This window comes from Acetobacter sp. DmW_125128, assembly GCF_008704325.1.
GTDB classification, from domain to species: Bacteria; Pseudomonadota; Alphaproteobacteria; order Acetobacterales; family Acetobacteraceae; genus Acetobacter; species Acetobacter oryzifermentans.
In genome coordinates, this window is the sequence record NZ_VHOP01000034.1 from 14027 (window position 1) to 33257 (window position 19231).

Consider the following 19231-nt stretch of genomic DNA (forward strand, 5'->3'; position numbering starts at 1 on the left):
GGCAGGTTACCCTGAAGCATACGCTACGCCGCAGGTCACCCGACCATTGGCGCTCCCTCTTATGATGATGCACGCATAAACGCAAGCGTTACACGCATCTTCTGTCTGTTTTTTTAACGTAAATGCAAAAAAGCAGAGGAGGAAAGTTTGAAAGACACCCACATACAGGCCATAACACGGGAGATGAAACGTGTTCTTCCTTTCCTGTGGGGTTTTATGCTGGCCCCTGCTGCTGCACATGCAGTGGAAACTCCACATACAGGAGGCACGCTGCGCATTCTGGTTTCCAGCGCAGCGGGCACGCTTGATCCACAGATATCCTATATTGGCTTAACCAAGTTTTTTGAAACGCCTGTTTACGATACGCTTTTAACCTACCCCAAATTTGCAGGAACAGGCGCGCAACCCGTTATTCCCAATCTGGCAGAAAATGTACCCCAGCCAGAAGATAACGGGCTGACCTATAGGCTCACCTTGCGCAAAGGTATTCACTTCTCCAACGGGCAACTTTTAACCGTGGCGGATGTGGCGGCTTCTTTCCGGCGTATTTTTGCTGCTGGCAGCCCGACTGCAGGGCCGTATTACAGCGCAATCAAAGGGGCTGATTCCTGCCTGAAAGACACAGCCCATTGCACTTTAGCCGAGGGCATTAAAACAGACGCAACGGCAAACACCATTACATTTCATCTCAGCCACCCGGACCCGGAATTTCTGGAACATCTGGCGTGGGTTCATGCAGCCATTTTGCCAGCGAGCACGCCCACGCATGATATGGGTAATACAGCCCCTCCGGGTACGGGACCTTACCAAATTACAGATTACAACCCCACAACGCACATGCGTTTTGAGCGGAATCCATATTTTCATGAATGGTCGCATAATGCACAGCCTGCGGGCTTTCCTGACCACGTAGAAGTAACGTTCGGATTGGAGCCAGAAGCCGCTGTAACCGCGGTAGAAAATGGCCAAGCCGATCTAATGTATGAAAACGTTCCCCTAGACCGCTTGGGTGAGGTCGGCAGTAAATATGCAGGCCAAGTGCATATCTTTACCCCTCTGTTGTATTACTACGCGACGTTAAATGTAAATGAACCGCCGTTTACATCCCTCAAGGTGCGGCAGGCACTTAATTACGCGGTAAACCGTCATGCTATGGTGATTTACGATGGCGGCAGTGCTGTTGCATCTCCGCAGTGCCAGCTTCTGCCAGAAGGCACTCCGGGGTATGAACGCTTTTGCTCCTATACCGCTGGCGCATCCCCTCAAAACCCTGCACCAGAATGGGCCAAACCGGATATGGAAAAAGCCCGTCAGCTTGTGCAGGAAAGTGGCACCAAGGGTATGCGGGTAACTATTGTAACCCCATCTGGCGGTAAATCGGACAATACTGCACTAGATTTGCGCAGTGTATTGGAAAATCTGGGGTACAAGGCTTCAGTTCACAGTATCAGCCCGGCCATCCATTTCACGTTTGTGCAGAACTCAGACAACCATGTGCAGATTTCCATTGGTGGGTGGAGTGCAGATTACCCATCGGCTGCCAGCTTTCTGGACACGTTGTTTGCGTGCTCCAATTTTCATCCCCATTCCGATAATTCACCCAATATGTCCGGCTTTTGTGATCCGCATATTGACGACATGATGCACCACGCTGCCCAGCTTGCCTTAACAGATCGCACAGCCAGCAATGCGGCATGGGCTCAGGTTGATAAAGCCCTGATGGCACAGGCCCCTGCGCTGCCTTTTGTACAAACCAAAAGGGTTGTGCTGGTTTCTAAACGCACACGAAATATAATTATTACGCTTAATGATGAAATCCTGCTTTCTCAGCTACAGGTTCCATGACTGATCTCGCCCCCACTTTTGCGCAAGATACCAAACCACCCGGCCCTTGGCGGATGGCGTTGCGGTCCCTATGCCATAATCGCTCTGCACTGTTTTCTTTTGCCGTTTTGGTATTTCTGGCTGTAGCCAGCCTGCTTGCGCCTTATTACGCACGCTATGTTGCACATACAGATCCGTTCGTTTCCAACGTAGCAGGTGCCATCACGGTGGGTGGGCAGGAAGTGGATATCATGCAACCCAATGATAACCCATTGCACCTTGGCCTTAGCCCCATTGGCCCCACATGGCATGGAGCTTACATGCTAGGGGCGGATAGCCAGGGGCGTGATGTTGCCGCGCGGTTACTTTATGGCGGACGGAACTCTTTGCTGATTTCGTTCTGCTCTGCCGTTCTATGCCTTGTAATGGCTGCTGCTGTCGGAATAACTGCTGGTTTTTGCGGTGGCATTATAGATACCATTCTCTCCCGCATGATGGATATTATGTGGTCTGTTCCCGTATATCTGTTTGCTATTTCTCTTTCCATTGTCACGGTAAGTGATGGGCTGCATCTGGGCCCGTTTGTTATTGAATCTGATAACCTGCTTTTGCCTATCTGCATTATCGCGCTGGTTTATGTGCCTTATGCTGCACGCCCTATTAGGGGACGGGTTATGGCATTGCGGGAAGCTGAGTTTGTTATGGCCGCACGCTGCCTTGGCGTACCCCGCTGGCGTATTGTGCTGCAAGATATTCTCCCCAACGTCACCTCCACCCTTGTTGTTCTTGGGCCGCTTATCATGGCCATGTCCTTGCTGGCAGAAAGCGCGCTCTCGTTTTTGTCCATTGGGGTGCAGGCCCCTGCGGCATCTTGGGGTACGCTTATTCAAGATGGTGAAGGATTGATTTATACACGCCCCATGGTGGCCATTGCCCCGGGCTTGGCCATTATAGCTGTAGTACTGGCCCTGAACATTCTAGGCGATGGCCTACGAGATGCGCTGGATGTGCGTGATGCCAGCCACCGCGAACAATAGGAGGCCCACCGCATGTTGATGGCCGCCCTCCGCCGAGTGGGACAAACAGTTTTCGTGTTGTTCGGTATTTCCGCATTAGTATTTGCTGTATTTTTTGCCACACCGGGCGCAGACCCTACAGCTCGGATTGCTGGCAAAAACGCATCGCCTCAGACCATGCAGAAAGTGCGGCAGGAATACGGGTTTGATCGCCCCTTACCCGTTCAATATGCCATCATGATGAAAAAGCTGTTCATCACACAAGATTTGGCCTCTTACGCAGATAGAGGCGAACTGGTGGTGCCCGAAATTGCACGCGCGGCACCGGTTACAGTTTCCTTGGTATGTGGTGCGGCCATTATCTGGGTTGTCGTTTCCATTGTCATGGGCACTCTGGCTGCCGCCCTTAAAGGCTCATGGATTGACCGCACGCTAATGATGCTGGGGTTAATTGGCATTTCCATACCCGTTTTCTGGCTTGGGCAAGTTGCAAACCTGATAACGCAGAACCGCTACCACGATACCTGGCTTTTTTCATGGGTACCGGCTCTGGGCTATGTGCCGCTTACACAAAACCCTTGGGGCTGGTTCAAAGCCTTGGTTATTCCATGGGTTGTGCTGGCAGTTTTGTTTATTGGAGTTTATAGCCGCGTGCTGCGGGCAGACCTTGTTGCGCTATCTGGAGAAGATTTTATACGCACGGCCCGCGCCAAAGGACTTTCTCCTTCTCGTATTCTTATCCGGCACGGACTGCGCACGGCTATGGTTACCTTTGTATCTCTGTTCGGTATGGATTTTGCTCAGTTGGTCGGAGGGGGTGCTTTGTTGACCGAAGTGGTTTTCGGGCTGCCTGGAGTTGGTCGCCTCACCTATCAGGCCCTTACCAATCTGGATCTGCCTCTTATTATGGCCACCGTTATGTATTCTGCCGTATTTGTTGTGCTGGCAAATGCGGCGGTTGATATGATCTACCTTCTGCTTGACCCGCGAGTGCGCGATGCCCGCTAACATGCCCCCCCACGCCCTGCTGGATGTGCGAGACCTACGGGTACGTTTTCCGGCCCGTGGGAAGATGATTCCGATTGTAGATGGTGTTTCCTTCACCCTAAACCATCAAGATATTCTAGGGCTGGTGGGGGAATCTGGATCAGGTAAATCTGTCACGGCTTTAGCGCTTATGGGGCTGATTGATGCTCCGGGCGTGCAGGTAACGGGCTCTGTCTGCTTCCGGGGGCAGGAACTGATAGGAATACCGCCAAAAAAGCTACGGCGCCTACGTGGCAAAGAAATTGCCATGATCTTTCAGGACCCCATGACAGCCTTTACACCTGTTTACACAATAGGCTGGCAAATTGATGAGCAAATACGGGCCCATGAACGTGTTTCGCGCAAACAGGCCCGCACCCGCACAGTGAAACTGTTGGGTGATATGGGCGTGCCAGACCCAGAGCGCACAGCCAACCGCTACCCACACCAATTGTCTGGGGGCTTGCGCCAGCGCGCCATGATTGCCATGGCCCTTTCATGCAACCCATCTCTCCTGATTGCAGACGAACCCACAACCGCGTTGGATGTAACCGTACAGGCACAGATACTGGAGCTGATACGCAGCTTGCGAGATACGCACCACTCATCCGTTTTACTGATTACGCATGATATGGGCGTAGTGGCAGAAACCTGCGATAACACCATGGTGCTCTATTCTGGCCGTGTTGCAGAATATGGGCCAACATCTGCCCTATTTGCATCCCCCGCTCACCCATATACAGCCGGGCTTCTAGCCTCCATCCCGCCATTGGATGGACCAAGACCATTACGTTTACCAGCCATTGCTGGCTCTCCTCCGCTTCCGCAAAACCGCCCGGCAGGATGTGCTTTTTCACCACGTTGCCAATACGCACATACAGCCTGCACAATAGCATTGCCGCCTTACGTTCAAACAGGGCCGAACCATTTTGCCGCTTGCGTTCTCCCGCAAGAAGGAAAATCTTTGCCACCACGCCTGAGTGATGCACTTGCACAGGAACACCTCCGGCCATGAAAGCACCTAAAGCCCCCTCGCCCATTTTGGATGTGCGCGATCTGTACAAAACATACCGCCTTCCCCGCGGGCAGGAACTCAAGGCTGTAGATGGCGTTTCCTTTTCCGTTATGCCGGGGGAAGTGCTGGGCGTTGTGGGTGAATCTGGGTGCGGAAAATCATCCCTAGGGCGTTGTCTGCTCAAACTGACGTCCACTACAAGTGGCCAGATTGTATTTGAAGGGCGTGATATCACGCATCTGTCTGAACGCACCTTGCGTCCCTTACGCCAGCGTATGCAGATGGTTTTTCAGGATTCCTACGCCAGTCTCAACCCGCGCCGGAGAATAGGAGACTTACTAGCCGAACCTCTTAAAGTTCATCCTAATGCCCAAGGCCGCAAGCGTTCCTCCGCCGAAATTACGGCGCGCTTACACGAACTGATGGAACTTGTTAGCCTGCCCATTACAGCATTGGCACGATATCCACATGAATTTTCTGGCGGGCAACGCCAACGTATTAACATTGCGCGTGCATTAGCTCTGTCCCCTCAATTGATTATTGCAGATGAGCCTGTTTCTGCCCTGGATGTTTCTGTTCAGGCACAAATCATCAATCTGTTTGCTGACTTACAAAAACAACTTGGCCTTACCTACATATTTGTAGCGCATGATCTGGCTGTTGTGCGCCAGATATCAAACCGGGTAGCTGTCATGTATCTGGGCCGCATTGTAGAAATTGGTGATACCGATAGCGTTCTACACACCCCCGCCCACCCCTATACAGCTGCCCTTACTGCTGCCATCCCGCGGCCTGTTACAGGGCTAGCACGCCCTGTGCCTTTGCAAGGGGATGTTCCCAGCCCCATTAACCGCCCAAGTGGTTGCCGTTTTCATACACGCTGCCCCTACGTACAAACACGCTGCAAGCAGGAAGACCCGGCTTTACGCCCCATCCATCACGATAGGCATGAAGTGGCCTGCCATTTTCCGTTATGATCCGCTGCGGCTGCATCTTATTTCAACAGCTAAAGCTATGTTTACCTTTTCCACTGCTGAATATATTTCATCCTGCAAAATATGCGCCATTTCTTTGAAAGAGGTATTTCGTATCAGCCTCAGCCCCTGCCCTGCCCACAAAGACATATTCTCAGCGTTTCCATCTCGCGCGGCCTTCTTACGTAACGCTTGGGTTAAGGCATTCTGGACAGGATAAGGAAACGGCTGGGAACTTCCATATTCTTCAATAAATTGATTACATATACCACGCGCCAACCTGCCTGAAAAAACATTCGTCAATACGGTGCTTTCGGCTGGCAAATGCTGTTCAAGCGCTTTTCTATACGCTGGGGCCAACGCTGTATCTGAACAACCCAGAAATGCTGTGCCCATTTGCACAGCTTCGGCACCCAAGCTTATAGCTGCTACTATGCCTTCTCCATCCATGATACCTCCTGCGGCAATAACTGGAATTGAGATATCCTTTACAATTTCCCGGACAAGAGAAAGCAATCCTACGCCATTTCCTCCATCAGAGAGAAAACTTCCGCGGTGCCCACCTGCTTCTATACCTTGAGCACACACAGCATCTGCCCCAACGTCTGCCCATGCGCGCGCCTCTGCACTGGTCGTAGCTGTGCCACATACAAAAATACCTTGAGCATGCAGCATGGAAACCTGTTCCTGTGTGAGAATACCAAACGTAAAACTTGCAACTGGCGGTTTGGCGTGAAGCAGAACTTCAAACTGTTCCTGAAATGATGGAGCATATTGATTGGGTAATATAAAATCCAATTCCAGTTTTTCATAAACATGACGCAAAAACAAAGTATCTTGCGGATCAGAATAATAACTGGGCAGATGATCAATAATAAAAAGGTTAACGTTAAAAGCTGATGTTGTTTCAGATTTAATCTGGTGAAGAGAAGCCTCAATTTCCTCTGGAGACATCATGCCAGCACCAAGAGAGCCTAAAAAACCTGCATTACTGGCAGCAATAACCATTTCAGCATTACTTATGCCAGCCATAGGAGCCTGAATAACTGGCAAGGCAAGCTCTAACTTTTCGACCAAAGTATGATGTGGCATGCGCTAACCTTTCTATGTTTTTGCTGTTTAGCACTTTATCTACAAAGTCCACTCTCCACGATCTTCATGCAATCGTCACAGTTATAAATGTGAAATGCAGGTAAATTATACGCCAGTATGACGATTGATGTGGGAATAAGTCACTATGCGTTTTCGTAACGCCGTTTTTTATGCCGTAAGTCTTTCCTTGGCGCACACCTTCTTTGGATATACCGCACAGGCACAACAGTTTACCCTACCTGATGGGCGTGCATTCTTGCCGCCACCTCCGCGGGCCGAAGAACCTGCACAACAGGCAGACTTACGGGCTTTTGAAAAAACGCGGGGGCTGAAAGATAAGGCGCGCTGGAAATTGGCCCAGAATGACGCCAACCTGAACCCAGACCATGTTATCAAGGATTTTTCATGCGCTGCCGGATTTAATCTGGATCCAGCCAAACTTCCCGCAATGGTCGATCTTCTTACATCGCTTGCGCAGCCCGTAGAGCAAGATGTTTCAAACGAAAAAGACTTCTGGAAACGGCGCAGGCCTTTTGTCGGAACAGATAAAGACATCTGCACCGCGCATTCAGATGGGCTTGATCATAGCTATGCCTACCCATCTGGCCATACAACCTGGGGTTGGCTTACGGCGTCCATTCTTGCCAGCGCTCTGCCTGATCGTGCAACGCAAATCATGCAACGCGGCCGTATATTTGGTGAAAGCCGTATTGTTTGTGGCGTGCATTGGAAAAGCGACGTGCAAGCTGGCTATATGAACGGAAGCGCCATGTTTGCAACACTTCAGGAACAGCCCGCTTTTACCCAGAAAATGGCAAAAGTTCGCCAGGAACTTCTTGCCTTGCGTAATGCTAAAACAGAACCAGACACAAAAACTTGCGCGGTAGAGCAGCAAGCCGCGCAAGATATTTTTTAATAATTGATATTTCTGATTCTGGGGTTTGGATATTCATGAGTTGCCGGTTATCTGCGTTGCCTGTCCTGCGGCTGTTTACGCTGGCAGGTTACGCACAACAGGCCTTGCCAACCGCTTTTAAAGCACCGGCACCGCTTATCGGCTTGCATGGCTTGTGGGGTTCTCGCCTATCCGATCTGGTAGCATATGAATGCACCAAACTTGCAAACTGCTTTGGCATGAACCCAGAGAAGAAGAAATTGGCATACTTCAGGCTCTTTCCCTGCAAGCACGCGCTGGCCGCGTTGATATGAACTGTATTCTTGTTTTACGCGCTGGCAGCAATTTCGACATGCCTCCATCCAGACAGACGGCTGCAAACCTACTTAAGGCCAAAACTGAAGAATCTGGTTTTTCTGGTTTTCCACCTGCTCTGGATGCTGCGTATCAGGCAGGAAGTGTGGTTGTAAAAGAAATTGCAACACACTGGGCCCATTACGAAAACACCATTCCCTCTCATTAGACGTTTTTACGTATCTGACAGGATCGAAACATGACGACACGTCGTAATTTTCTGAAATATGCTTTCCTTTCCGGGGCGGCGGGTTCTGCTGGCATGTTGCCTTCTGCCATTAGCCGCGCATTTGCTATTTCCCCCGATCCAGGAACGACATATCAGGATGCAGAACATATTGTTATCTTGATGCAGGAAAACCGTTCGTTCGATCATTTATATGGTACATTACAAGGTGTACGTGGATTTAACGACCCTCGCGCCATACGCCAGCCCAACGGTAACCCGGTATTTGTGCAATCCAGCACAGAAGGGCAAACCTACGTGCCTTGGCGCCTGAATATTCATGACACACGCATTACATGGATGGGCTCTATCCCTCATTCACGAGAAAGCCAGGTTGATGCGTGGAACAACGGACATCATGATCGGTGGGTAGACGTCAAAAAGTCACATTACAAGAAATACGAACACTACCCCATGACTATGGGATATTATACACGAGAAGACCTCCCGTTTTATTATGCATTGGCAGATGCTTTTACTGTTTGTGACCAAAATTACTGCGGTGTGATGACAAGCACTTGCCCGAACCGTTTGGTGTTCTGGACAGGTACTGTGCGTAATAAACAAAGCACTGACTCCACAGTTTATATGCGCAACCCAGAAATTCTTAAATCTGGCCTAACATGGACAACCTTTCCTGAAAGATTGGAACAGATTGGCATTTCATGGAAAGTATATCAAAATGAAACCGATCAGGTTGGCGGTCTGAATGAAAAAGAACGCGCATGGCTTTCTAACTTTGCACTTAATATTTTAGAATGCTTTGAAAATTATAATACATCTGCAAACCCCAGATTTCATGAATGGGTAGATGAGCGTATAAAAGCCTGCTCCAAACATATTGAAAAACTTCAGACCGAAGAAAGACTTGTTTCAGAAAAACATCAGGAACAGTTAGCTGAAGCCAATGCCTTGCTGGCTGTTCTAAAACGCCGCCGCGATACTGCTACAAAAACAGTAGAACAGCTTACTTCGGCAGAACGTAGCTTGTTTGAACGCGCTTTTGTAACCAACAAAGCAGACAAAAATTACCGGACACTTGAAACACTCACTTTTTCAGATGGTTCCAATACACGCCATATGGATGTTCCCAAGGGAGATGTCCTGTATCAATTCCGCAAGGATGTACAGAACGGCAAACTCCCCACTGTTTCATGGTTAGCTGCACCGGAACATTTTTCTGATCACCCAGCCTCACCTTGGTATGGTGCATGGTTTGTATCAGAAGTTATGGATATTCTTACCGAAAATCCGGAAATCTGGAAAAAAACCATTTTCATCATGACTTACGATGAAAATGATGGCTACTTTGACCATTGCTGCTCCTTCACGGCACCAGACCCTAAACGCCCAGAAACAGGCAAATCCTCCGCCAGTATAGGGCCTGATGGTCTAGAATATACTTACGCCAAAGATGAAGAAATTATGGGCGTGCCTCCTGCATTAGCACGTAGTGGCCCAATTGGTCTGGGCTTTCGGGTTCCCATGATTATTGCATCTCCGTGGAGCCGTGGAGGCTGGGTGAATTCTCAGCTGTTCGAGCATAGCTCTACGCTGCAGTTTCTTGAAAAGTTTATTGAAGGTAAGTTTGGTAAAAAGGTTACCGAAACCAATATTTCTCCATGGCGCCGTGCCATTAGTGGGGATTTAACATCATGCTTCCGCCCTTACGATGGCACGGTTCCACAACTTCCATTTATTGAAAGAGATAAACATCTAGAAATTATCGAAGATGCACGCTACCGGCCTATGCCCAGTGGATTTAAATCTCTCGAAGAAGCTGACATTACGCTGCTGAAAAACGATCCCCTCCAACTACAGCGCTATGTAAAACAAGAACCAGGCACACGGCCAGCCTGCGCCCTACCCTATGAACTGTACTGTGATGGCGGCCTAAGCGCAGATGGACAAACCATATCCCTGCATCTGCAAGCAGGTACAAAGGTACACAAGCACCTTTCATCTGGTGCCCCTTTTAATGTGTACACCCACAACATGCGGCAAGAAAGCGGTATGCGATCCAGCACCTATGCTGTAGCTGCTGGAGATAACATAACGGTAAATATTGATAGCCGTTTATCTGAAAGCAATCTTTACGATGTATCTGTTCACGCACCCAATGGCTTCTACCGCAAATTTACTGGGCGCAAGCATGGCATAAAACTTTTAGCTGAATGTAAATATATGCCTTCGAGCAAGGAAAGCATGCTTCTTTGCCTAAAAAACATGGGACATGATACATTGGAAATCCACTGCAATAGACTAGGGCACGCAGCTTTACATGTCCTGCACATTCCTGCCCAAGGCAATGTCAGGCAGGTTATACCTCTTGCTCAATCCAACATGTGGTATAATTTAACACTGACAGCACCCAAAGAACCTGAATTTTCTTATGTTTTTGCAGGCCATCTCGACAATGGGAACCATAGCATTACGGACCCAGAAATGGGCCTCATAAAATAAATACAAGTTATTATTCTATACAGGATAAAACACTGGGCGTTTACATGCTGATTTATGTAAACACCCAGCATATTAAAAATAAAATAATGTATTTTATTTCAGAAAATTTTGAATTCTTATAAATTTCTCTAACCATAAATATAGAATTTCTCATTCACGCAATTTACTGATCAACAGTGAAATACAGATCATAAACAGCCTGATTGAATGAGCGTTTTTAGCTTTTGTATATGAACAGATGAATCATGATGCAAGAATGGCCCGCGCCCTAAGGTGCAAACGTATCGTGCCATTTCCTGTCCGCAATTCTAAAGCGCTAGGAAACATATAGTTCTTTAGTTTGAGCTGCTCCTGAGCAGAGAGGCTGCCATCTCCACCAGCATAAGCAAGAAGGCTATTTTTGGTCTCACTGTCCAGCAACCATGACCTCTGAATACCAAGCCACCAAGGTCGCTGACAATGGTAAGCAGAGCCGTTGAAACAATACTCTGATTAAGCGCCCCCATAATCATGGTCATCATAAGACCAATGGACACAAGGATACGCGTGGTTGGAGAATAGGCAGATGAGGTTTCCGCCGCAGTGGGTAACTGCACGTAACCGTTCCTGTAACTATCAAAATAAATCATACGTGGGAAAAACAGCTATTATGAGCAACCCGCAATGTAAAAGCTGTTCAAGCATGCAGCCATTGTGCGGCTGGTAACATAATGCAGTAGCAATACCTACTGCATTATGTCTTGGTCTCTTTATTATGCACTCACATCCTTAACAGATGCATCTGCCTGCCCTTGCACCCAATAACCAGATGCCTTGATCCATTGTGTGGCAATACCGCGTTTTTCAAGCAAATATTGGCGCACTGTTTTTGCAACACGGGCTTCTGCCCCAACCCAAATAAATGTGTGTTCTGAAATATCCATGCCGGATAGAGCAGACACAATACCTTGTGCATCATCAGCTTTATCCAAAGGACGATGAACCCAATGCGCTGTATGCTGTGCAGATGTTTCGAATATCTGCTCGTCTTCTTGCCCTGGCACAGCAACGATTGTTGTCACATGGCTTTGAGCGGGAAGCTCCTCCACCCTACGGCCAATGGCTGGCAAGGCTGTCTCATCCCCAATCAGTAACCAGTGCGCGATATTGCCAGAAATAATCTGAGATCCTTTTGGGCCGCCAATATCTAGATGATCACCAACCTTTGCAGCCCGTGCCCATGCGGCAGCAGGTCCACCTTCGTGATTCACAAAATCCAGCACCAGCGTACCTGCTGCTGGATTATATTTGCGCGGAGTGTAATCCCGACGGACAGGCGCACCATCCAAACCAGGAATGAATATTTTGATATGATCATCCGGAGAGGGACTTACAAAACCCGCTAGATCCGAACCTGCAAGACTTATCCTTATCATATGCGGTGTTAGCCGCTCCACCTTTACAACTTCTAAAGAGCGGCGATGCAATTCATGCCGCACACGATGGATTTCTGGCACATCGCAAGCACCAGAAACAACATTCTGGGTTGTCATTTATTTATCCTATTGCTTACTCGAAGTTTTATTTTGTTTCTAAACGGCTCACTTCTATGCCCGTCCCGACAGGTAGCAAAACGCTGGAAATACCGGGCAATACGCGTATGGCCTGCCCATAGCGTTTTACATCTTCTGTACCGGGCCGGATCATATTATCAGCCACAATAATTGCACCGGGGTTAAGGCGTGGGTAAAACGCCTTTAAGCAAGGCACATAAAGATCTTTCCAAAGATCAACAAAAACAAAATCTACTTTTTCATCCATCTCATCAATCATCTGCACGGCATCACCTACGCGAAAGTCTATCCAATTCGCCAAGCCTGCTTGCTGTGCCATTTTCTGAGCATAAGCAGATTTATAATCATGCAGTTCCATTGTAATCAGCTTACCGTCAGCAACGCGGGCAGCTTCGGCAAGCCAGATGCCAGAATATCCAAAGGATGTGCCGAGTTCCAGAATAGTTGGATTTTTCAGGCTCTTGGCTAAAATATTCAACAGTTGCCCTGTTTCTGGCCCGATGGAACGCATGCGCTGGTCATGCCCCCCATCACGACCGCCAGGCGCTTCAATACGCGGTTGGCGACGTTCTTGCTATATACGTTCATGATAGAGGTTGAGAACTGTCTGAATTTTATCATCCATGATTATCTTCCCTCTTATTGTCTTACAGATTTAAACTTGCCCAACACCACGTGCAGCTTCATCTAGAAGTGCTGCAATTTTTTCTTCTGCCGCTGGGTCAAGCCCACCGTTACGCAACCGAAGACGCAACGCAATTTTCAGGTTTTCCATGGCGCGCATTACAGGCATGGGAATATTCTTACGCCCACCTCTTCCTTCGGGTTCCGCTGCCGCTGCACGAGAAAGGATTTCTTCCAACCCGGCCTGGTTGGCAGACAAAAACGCCTCACCCTCTGGTGTTATCTGGTAGTTTTTACGGCTTTCACCTTCAGATGGGCGAATATATCCTGCTTCTTCCAACCAAGTGAGTGTTGGATAAATAACACCGGGGCTTGGGGTATAACTTCCCCCAAATTTTTCTTCGATATCCTTGATAAGTTCATAACCATAAGTTGGTTTTTCCGAAATTAACTTAAGAACCAGCAAACGGATTTCGCCATAATCAAAAAGCCTTCTGCGGCCACCCCGTCGGCCTCCACCCCGACCATGTTGATGGCGATGCTTCCCTCCAGAACCTGCTGTTCCTTCAGGGGAGAAAACTGGGCGGCTACGACCGCCTGCGTGTTTGTTTCTGTGTTTCATAATTCCGATATATATTCCGATATATCTGATGTCAAGATATATCTAGATATATTCCTTAGACGATCTGTTTTGCTCCCTACCCTCTTCACACAAGCAACAGGCACACGTGCGCAGGCATACAAATGCGGCAAAACACAAGCAGTCGATATTTTACCATATATGTAGAATCCCCGTTTTTCGCACAATGCGTGAATGTTTTATGAATACTCTATTTAATATAAATGAATTTTTTAAATATCTCTCAAAAACCCACAAAAAGTCAGATAGGTTGCGGCGCCTTATGGGAAAATGAGACACCGCAATGAAAAAGTTCCTGATCCTGAGCACAGTTTGTATATTTGCTCAAAACGCCACAACCATAGCCAAAGCGAGCAGCAACCCGGATAAACACAAAAACCACGCTCCCCTTGCTGCAAAAAAAACGGCTAAATTGCCGAAAGCCAAGGATGAGAACGTCGACGTCGTCTCGCGCAAAACAGCAGGCGGCGGAATGATGGTGAAACACACATCTGCCAAAACGATAAGCTCACTTTCCCATAGCTATATCGAGATGCAGTCTCCTACTTCCACAATCGAATCACTGATCCAAACAGTGCCTGGCGTGGTTTCTGCCAGTGAAGGGCCTCTTACAACCTCCTTTTCCACCATTCATATTCGCGGGATGGCGCAAGCAGAAATTGGTGTCACGCTTGAAGGTATGCCAGCAGCCAACCCCTTTACATACAGTACCTATACCCCTTCTCTCGTTGATAGTGAGAATATGGGCCAGGTGAATGTGATGCAGGGCTCGGTGGATATTAATTCCCCCACCTACAACGCAACGGGGGCTGAAGTTTCTGCAACATTACGCCACCCGATGGACCACCAAAATGTGCATGTTGCGGCCTCTGGCGGCTCCTACGGCACGAACAAAGACTTTATCCGCTACGATAGCGGAGAAATCGGACACTCCGGCGTGCGGGGCTTTGTTTCTGGTTCCTATGCCCGCAGTGATATGTGGCGTGGTGCTGGTGACATTCGCAAGTGGCACGTAGATGCAGCACTTACAAAAAGCTGGGCTCCCGGTAGCCATTCAGAAGCTATTTTTGGTTTTACAGATGCCGCACAAGGTGAATGGCTTTATCCATCCTTGGCGAATTGGAAAACCTACGGAACCAAATATGGCCTGAACAACCAGTATTATAATGGTGATACACACTACGTTGGGCTGAACGGCAAAAATACTGGGGCTATTTACGGTACATTAAAAAATCATTTCAGCTTTGGGCATGGGTTAAGCTTAGACGCACAAGCCTATTCTGTTGAATTTCATGGACCTTATTATTACGGCGAAACCGTGCCTGTCTCCAATGGTTATGCTGGCGCGGAAAAATACGCACATCTTGACGATTATAAAAACCTACCTGGATATGACCCATCAGTTAGCAAATTAACGTCTGTTGAAGTTTCAGATTGGTATACAATTTCTTCCGGTTTAACCCTTACCGGACATTGGAAGCATAAATTCAATACACTTAACTTTACCTATTGGTATTCTTACGCTCAGGAAGCCGCCACCCAGAAGTTTTATCCTGTAAATGGCAGTGGGCATTGGAACTCTAATGGTGCCCCCCTTACAGCTAACGGCGGACTGCTTATTAACCAAGATAATGAAAACGCCTTACAGCAGTTGAATAGCTTTGCTGTGGACGACAAAATGTCGTTCCTGCATGACCGCCTGACTATTGATGGTGGTATTAGAATGGTAATGGCAAACCGCCAATACACTCAGGATCTGCCGGGCGTAACGGCAAGCAAATCCATTAAAAATGTGTTTGTTCCCTCCCCTCAGGTGCTTATCAATTACCGCTTCAATCCCAACCATCAGATCTATGTTAACGGCACAACTGGTTACCACCTTCCTGCTGGGTTAAGTTCACAGCTTGCATCCTACAGCTATAACACTGGCAAGGCGACATCGCTCCCGATGTCCGATTACAAGCCAGAATATATGATTACAGAAGAAATAGGGTATCGCTATAGTGGCCTCTTTATGGCTAACCTTGCAGGCTTTCATTATAACGTAACGAACCATCAGGTTTCGGCCATAAGCTATCAACCGGGATCAACATCAACAATTTCACAGTTAATCAACGCCGGTGGTCTGGAAGCCTACGGTATTCAGGCAGAACTTGCCACGCGCCCCTGGCACAATGTAAGCGCTTACGCATCTGGCCAGTATATGCACACTAAAAATGGAAACAATATTGCTTATGCAGGAGATTATCTTGCAACCAAAGGCAAGCAAGAAGTTGGTGCTCCACAATTTTCTGGTTCTCTGGGCCTGACCTATAATGATGGCAAATGGTTTGGCAACTTTACACTGCAATATACTGGTGCCCAATACGCCACACTCATGAATGATCAGAGTATTCCCGGTTACGTTACGGCCAACCTTGGCTTTGGCAGGCGCTTGCCGCAAATTGGCCACGTCTCTCCTAAAATCAAGCTGAACCTCGTTAACCTTGGGGACAACCATTATCTGTCTTCAATGTATGGCTATACAACAAACGCCAAAACACAGCATGGTGTGCTTACGGGTAAAAGCCTTTCTGGCTCACAGCCTACTTACGTTATTGGTTCCCCATTTGTGGTAACTGCCACTCTTTCTGCTGATTTTTAATTTTGCACATTATCAGGATATTAAGTCGTTCTGTGTTCTGCTTCTTAAAAGCAGTGCACAGAACCACTATAGAACACCCAATAGTTTGATACCGCAGAACACACAGCGTAATGCTCCAAAAAGCACATCCACAGTGCACCTAACTACAAGCCTTATGAGAAGACCCTTTTAAGTTATGCAGGCAAAAGTGCTGCCGCAGCCGTTGGCGAAACCTGCACTGGTGGAGCATGCCAGCGCCCTTCGTCTACATTCTGAATTTCCCTATCAATCTCACGCACCACCTGCCGTGAAAATGGGCCGAGATGTAAATAAAGTGCACTCGTCATAACCACATAAGGTATTGCCTTTGGGTTATGCAGGGCACAATCAATCATCATACGCCAGAATTGTTTGGCTGTTCCTGGGCCAGCACGGTGAATACGGAAAAGCAAACGTGCAAAACTGCGCAAATCACCCCGTATCATTTTATGGGCGCGCTCACGCTTAAGCATCCGGCCCATCCGTCGAACACGCCCAAAATATGCAACTGGATTGTAAATTTCTGCCAGAACGGTTCTGTAATCATTCAATACATCGCGGCGCGGGCGGTTTGTTTCAAAATTCAGCCCCGCTGTGCACTGATCTCCAGATTGCGTCTGCTCGCCCCCAGAAAACAAGCGCCCCTCGGCTAGCAGGCGGCGCGTAAGCTGTGTTGTTGGCAGGGCATAAAGTAACCCAACCATGCAAACCGGAATGGAAGTATCTTCAATACATTCTACCATCCCTGCTGCAACACTGCTTTTTTCGCTATCAAAGCCAACAATAAAGCCAGCGTTTACAAAAATACCAGCCTCATGAATTTTGGTAATACTTTCTTGCAAGCTGCGCCGAGTATTCTGTTTTTTCTGCGTCATCACCAGCGTATCTGTATCCGGGCTTTCAATCCCGATGAATACAGCAAAGAAATTTGTTTCTGCCAGACTGCGCAGCAAATCCGTATCATCTGCAAGGTTGATGGATGCTTCGGTTGAAAACTCAAATGGAAATTTCTTTTTATTCTGCCAGAGTTTCAAATCCGGCAAGAACTTCTTAAGCGCTTTTTTGTTACCAATCAGATTATCATCAACAAAATCCACATGCCCCCGATAACCAAGAGCATACAATGCATCCAGCTCTGCAATAACTTGGGCGTTTGTTTTGGTTCGCGGTACACGGCCATAAAGCTCAATAATATCGCAGAACTCGCAGCTAAACGGACATCCACGTGAAAACTGAATACCTACATGCAAATACTGATCCAGCTTTAACAGATCAAAACGCGGCAAAGGGCTTTTTGTAACGTCCGTTTTCCCCATAGGGGCCTTAAAGACGCCCTGCGTGTCCCCCCTCCGCCAAGCTGTTATGAAATCAATCATGATTTCTTCAGCTTCACCCAGCACCTGAAAATTTGCCGCGCTATACAAATCTGGGCTGGATGTCACATCCGGCCCACCAACCACCACTGGCTTATTGCTAGTGCGACACATTTCTATAGTGCGCAGGGAGTCATTTCTTTGGGGAAGCATTCCGCCGGTCATCACCATATCGGCCCAAGCGAAATCCTCATCTGTCAGAAGCTCGGTGTTCCGGTTCACCAATTTAACCTCCCAGTGTTTGGGAAGCAACGCTGCAACCGTAATCAAACCAAGCGGAGCCGCCGGATAGCGCGCCCCAGCCAGATCACAGGCCTCTTTGTAATTCCAGAACGAACTGGCATTAAAAAGTGGAAAGATCATCAAGACCTTGCAGCTATCGGTCGTCACGGAGATATCCTTTGATTGAACAGCTGATCACAATCAAAGCGGACGATATCTCGCTCTCTTCGACGGCGCGCAGCCCCCTGCAGGGCTTGGTTTCCTATGGAGGGTAAATGCTCTGGACACCTTCCATATGGGCGTCGTATCTGAGAGCTGGGAGTAGCAAGAGCCAGCAAAAGGTCATTTCATGACCTTTCATCTGAGTGAATTCTGCTTATACGCTCAAGAACGCATGTATTGCAAATCAATCACTATCCTAGAAGAAAAAGACATACCAAGGTGCTTATCACCTCGGTATGAAATTTCCAGCCAGAACGCAGGCACTCTACAACTCACATAAAAATACAAATTTACTGAGGCAAGTTCTTTGCCAGTCTCAGATGCTCTTCAAGCGTTGGCACAGTGCTTGCGGCCCACTTTTTCAAGGCAGGATTATCCCCATTTTTTGCATAACGCTGGAAAAGTGAGAGAGCATTTTCATGCGCCGTTATCTGATCTTGCCTATACCGCCGCACAAAACTTTCACCATGCAGGCCGTGGAGCGTATCAAGCTTTTTTTGGCTTGCTTCATCAACGTCAACCGGAAGCATATTGTTTATGTTGTTATCACTTACAATCTGCTTCAATTCTGCTGATGTCTTATGATGATCTTCTATCATTTTAGATGCAAAATCTTTAAGAGAAGGTTCTGAAAGTGCCTGTTGGCTGGATTGAATCTCGAAAAGATCGCTCCATACAGCACCTTGAATAAAATCATCCGTTTTAGGGGCTATACCCATTGCAGAATTTATGCCGGTTCGTTCTGGCAAAGATTCAGCAAACGCTGGCGCAGCAACACACAAAGCCGCAACAAGAAAGTACGTCTTTTTCATGAGTATTGTCCTTTTGAAAGCGGTAATTTTCTTGAAAAAAGATAAATCCGCAAAGTGCGCAATGTGTTGAACGGCACCCTTTACTAAAGGTTTCACGCAATCAAAGAACAATTTTGCTATTGAATAATTTTTATTTACAAAAAACTTTTAAAAATTCTGGGTCTTCCTTTATTAGAAAAAGTTTATGTCCCGTACAGTAATAAATCGTATTTACCCATAAATAAAGCCGGATGCTGCA

General features: G+C 47.8%; 14 protein-coding genes and 2 pseudogenes. 9 read left to right on the plus strand and 7 right to left on the minus strand.

Going from position 1 to position 19231, the window contains the following annotated elements; genetic code table 11:
• Positions 1-183 precede the first annotated feature (183 nt).
• From FKW19_RS10355 to FKW19_RS10375, 5 genes are read left to right on the plus strand one after another with little or no spacing between them, the layout of a single operon-like run.
• Positions 184-1845: an ABC transporter substrate-binding protein gene (locus FKW19_RS10355; RefSeq protein WP_116100278.1), complete on the plus strand. Its 1662-nt coding sequence runs from the start codon at positions 184-186 to the stop codon at positions 1843-1845.
• Positions 1842-2861 (plus strand): ABC transporter permease, encoded by a 1020-nt coding sequence (locus FKW19_RS10360; protein WP_089179140.1) that lies wholly within the window; start codon positions 1842-1844, stop codon positions 2859-2861. The genes FKW19_RS10355 and FKW19_RS10360 overlap by 4 nt, the downstream gene beginning before the upstream one ends.
• Before the next feature lie 12 nt (positions 2862-2873).
• On the plus strand, positions 2874-3848 hold the full coding sequence (locus tag FKW19_RS10365) for an ABC transporter permease (RefSeq protein WP_006117220.1): 975 nt from the start codon (positions 2874-2876) through the stop codon (positions 3846-3848).
• A 1-nt stretch (position 3849) separates the two neighbouring features.
• Positions 3850-4881: an ABC transporter ATP-binding protein gene (locus tag FKW19_RS10370; protein WP_089179141.1), complete on the plus strand. Its 1032-nt coding sequence runs from the start codon at positions 3850-3852 to the stop codon at positions 4879-4881.
• Entirely contained in the window at positions 4878-5858 is a 981-nt protein-coding gene (locus FKW19_RS10375) for an ABC transporter ATP-binding protein (RefSeq protein WP_089179142.1), read from the plus strand. Before FKW19_RS10370 ends, FKW19_RS10375 begins: the two co-directional genes overlap by 4 nt.
• On the opposite strand, the gene FKW19_RS10380 is transcribed toward FKW19_RS10375, so the two are convergent.
• Entirely contained in the window at positions 5853-6947 is a 1095-nt protein-coding gene (locus FKW19_RS10380; protein ID WP_089179143.1) for a nitronate monooxygenase family protein, read from the minus strand. The genes FKW19_RS10375 and FKW19_RS10380 overlap by 6 nt on opposite strands.
• Before the next feature lie 145 nt (positions 6948-7092).
• Here FKW19_RS10380 and FKW19_RS10385 point away from each other — a divergent pair, with 145 nt between their 5' ends.
• The 3 genes from FKW19_RS10385 (at position 7093) to FKW19_RS10395 (ending at position 10885) form a co-directional block, all read left to right on the plus strand.
• Positions 7093-7863, plus strand: coding sequence for a phosphatase PAP2 family protein (locus FKW19_RS10385; RefSeq protein WP_089179144.1), 771 nt, complete (start codon positions 7093-7095; stop codon positions 7861-7863).
• Positions 7864-8053: 190 nt separating this feature from the next.
• Positions 8054-8365: a purine nucleoside permease gene (locus tag FKW19_RS10390; protein ID WP_238331204.1), complete on the plus strand. Its 312-nt coding sequence runs from the start codon at positions 8054-8056 to the stop codon at positions 8363-8365.
• 30 nt (positions 8366-8395) lie between these two features.
• Positions 8396-10885: a phosphocholine-specific phospholipase C gene (locus tag FKW19_RS10395; protein WP_089179145.1), complete on the plus strand. Its 2490-nt coding sequence runs from the start codon at positions 8396-8398 to the stop codon at positions 10883-10885.
• A 437-nt stretch (positions 10886-11322) separates the two neighbouring features.
• Here the strand turns inward: FKW19_RS10395 and FKW19_RS16090 are convergent.
• The 4 genes and pseudogenes from FKW19_RS16090 to FKW19_RS10415 all read right to left on the minus strand — a co-directional run.
• Positions 11323-11481, minus strand: a pseudogene (locus tag FKW19_RS16090) (MFS transporter); the annotation flags it as partial.
• Between the two features lie 156 nt (positions 11482-11637).
• Entirely contained in the window at positions 11638-12417 is a 780-nt protein-coding gene (locus tag FKW19_RS10405; protein ID WP_089179147.1) for a siderophore-interacting protein, read from the minus strand.
• 28 nt (positions 12418-12445) lie between these two features.
• Positions 12446-13069, minus strand: a pseudogene (locus FKW19_RS10410) (O-methyltransferase).
• Between the two features lie 24 nt (positions 13070-13093).
• A complete protein-coding gene (locus FKW19_RS10415) occupies positions 13094-13684 on the minus strand; it encodes a PadR family transcriptional regulator (protein ID WP_089179148.1) in 591 nt (196 codons plus the stop codon).
• A gap of 301 nt (positions 13685-13985) precedes the next feature.
• Between FKW19_RS10415 and FKW19_RS10420 the strand changes: the two genes are divergently transcribed.
• Positions 13986-16346, plus strand: coding sequence for a TonB-dependent receptor (locus FKW19_RS10420; RefSeq protein ID WP_089179149.1), 2361 nt, complete (start codon positions 13986-13988; stop codon positions 16344-16346).
• A gap of 173 nt (positions 16347-16519) precedes the next feature.
• On the opposite strand, the gene FKW19_RS10425 is transcribed toward FKW19_RS10420, so the two are convergent.
• Together FKW19_RS10425 and FKW19_RS10430 are read right to left on the minus strand one after the other, a co-directional pair.
• Positions 16520-18127, minus strand: coding sequence for a B12-binding domain-containing radical SAM protein (locus FKW19_RS10425; protein ID WP_193561042.1), 1608 nt, complete (start codon positions 18125-18127; stop codon positions 16520-16522).
• 344 nt (positions 18128-18471) lie between these two features.
• Positions 18472-18993 (minus strand): DUF4142 domain-containing protein, encoded by a 522-nt coding sequence (locus FKW19_RS10430; RefSeq protein WP_089179151.1) that lies wholly within the window; start codon positions 18991-18993, stop codon positions 18472-18474.
• Positions 18994-19231: the final 238 nt, after the last annotated feature.